Genomic DNA, 1,186 nt, shown 5'->3' on the forward strand with positions numbered 1-1,186 from the left:
TATCGCGATCGCAGCCTTCGGCTGCTAGAAAAAATAAACCCCTCCGAAAAAAGAGGGGTTTATCATCAATCTGAAGCGGCTTCTAAAGCCGCTTTTTTATACTTCACTTGATAAAGACAACTTGCCTGCTCTTGTCTAACAGAGCGAGCCCTATCTTTCGATAAGGATAGTAATAGCCTTTATCTTTTATTCAATATTCAATCGGTATTCCAATGTGATGTTGGCATTAAGAAGTTGAGATACTGGGCAATTTTCTTTTGCTTCCTGTGCAATTTTCTCAAACTCATCTTCGGTAATCCCTTCAACCTCAGCATCTAAGCTTAGTGCCGATTGAGTTATTTCAAAGCCGTCATCGTTTTTCTCTAAACTGATTTTTGCAGTGGTATTTAACTCGCCGTCATCGTATCCCGCGTCTGAAAGCGCAAAAGAAAGTGCCATGGTGAAACAACTTGCATGCGCCGCACCAATTAATTCTTCGGGGTTAGTTCCCTTTCCATCTTCAAACCGCGTGTTAAAACCATAAGGCTGGTTCGATAAAGCACCGGTTTGTGTAGAAATGCTCCCCTTTCCCTTTTTACCTAGCGGCTTGTAAACTGCACTACCTGATTTGACTATCGACATATCATCTTTCCTTTCATTTTAACTAAACTGATTTTCATGTAGTTGGATAAGATGCAAGTGCTCTGCCGATCATAAGAAATCGCTCTATCCCTTGTCATAGCGGCTTTACAGCCCCGTCTAGTAAATGATGGAATCAAAGACAGTTCCCTTTTTGAAAGAAGACTACAGAGTGAGATGAAAATTTTACTTACATCCTCCTAGTCTTTTTCAGTACCTATGCTTTAGCGCCAGGCATCAAGCTTCGCAATGTGCGTTTAGAAAAAATGTGCGCTTAGAAAAAATGTACGCTTGTAAAACAAAATCGAATTAACTCGCAGCACTACGATGAAATTAATTTCAGCTTAAACCGTTCTTTATTTGTTAACCGTATATCTTCGCAAACTAGGACCTGAAGACTTAAACGCGAAGGTCGCTTCAATGTTAAACCAACACATAAAAGGTGAGTGATGAAATTAACACTTTCTGCAGTTTTAATTAGCACAGCGTTAAGCGCTTCGGTTTTTACGCCATCAACAAGTGCCGACGAGGCCATACTAGCTGGGGGCTGCTTTTGGTGCATGGAGTC

Annotated in this window: 1 protein-coding gene; it reads right to left on the reverse strand. The window is 41.0% G+C overall.

Annotated features, from left to right (window positions below; all coding sequences use genetic code 11):
* Nucleotides 1–186 precede the first annotated feature (186 nt).
* Nucleotides 187–621, reverse strand: coding sequence for an OsmC family protein (locus NO989_RS21815; RefSeq protein WP_014950474.1), 435 nt, complete (start codon nucleotides 619–621; stop codon nucleotides 187–189).
* Nucleotides 622–1,186: the final 565 nt, after the last annotated feature.

The organism is Alteromonas sp. DY56-G5 (assembly GCF_041414725.1).
GTDB lineage: Bacteria > Pseudomonadota > Gammaproteobacteria > Enterobacterales > Alteromonadaceae > Alteromonas > Alteromonas macleodii.

What these genes read in the sequence shown, in the direction of transcription:
- NO989_RS21815 (WP_014950474.1), bottom strand. Translation starts at nt 621, where the DNA reads ATGTCGATAGTCAAATCAGGTAGTGCAGTTTACAAGCCGCTAGGTAAA.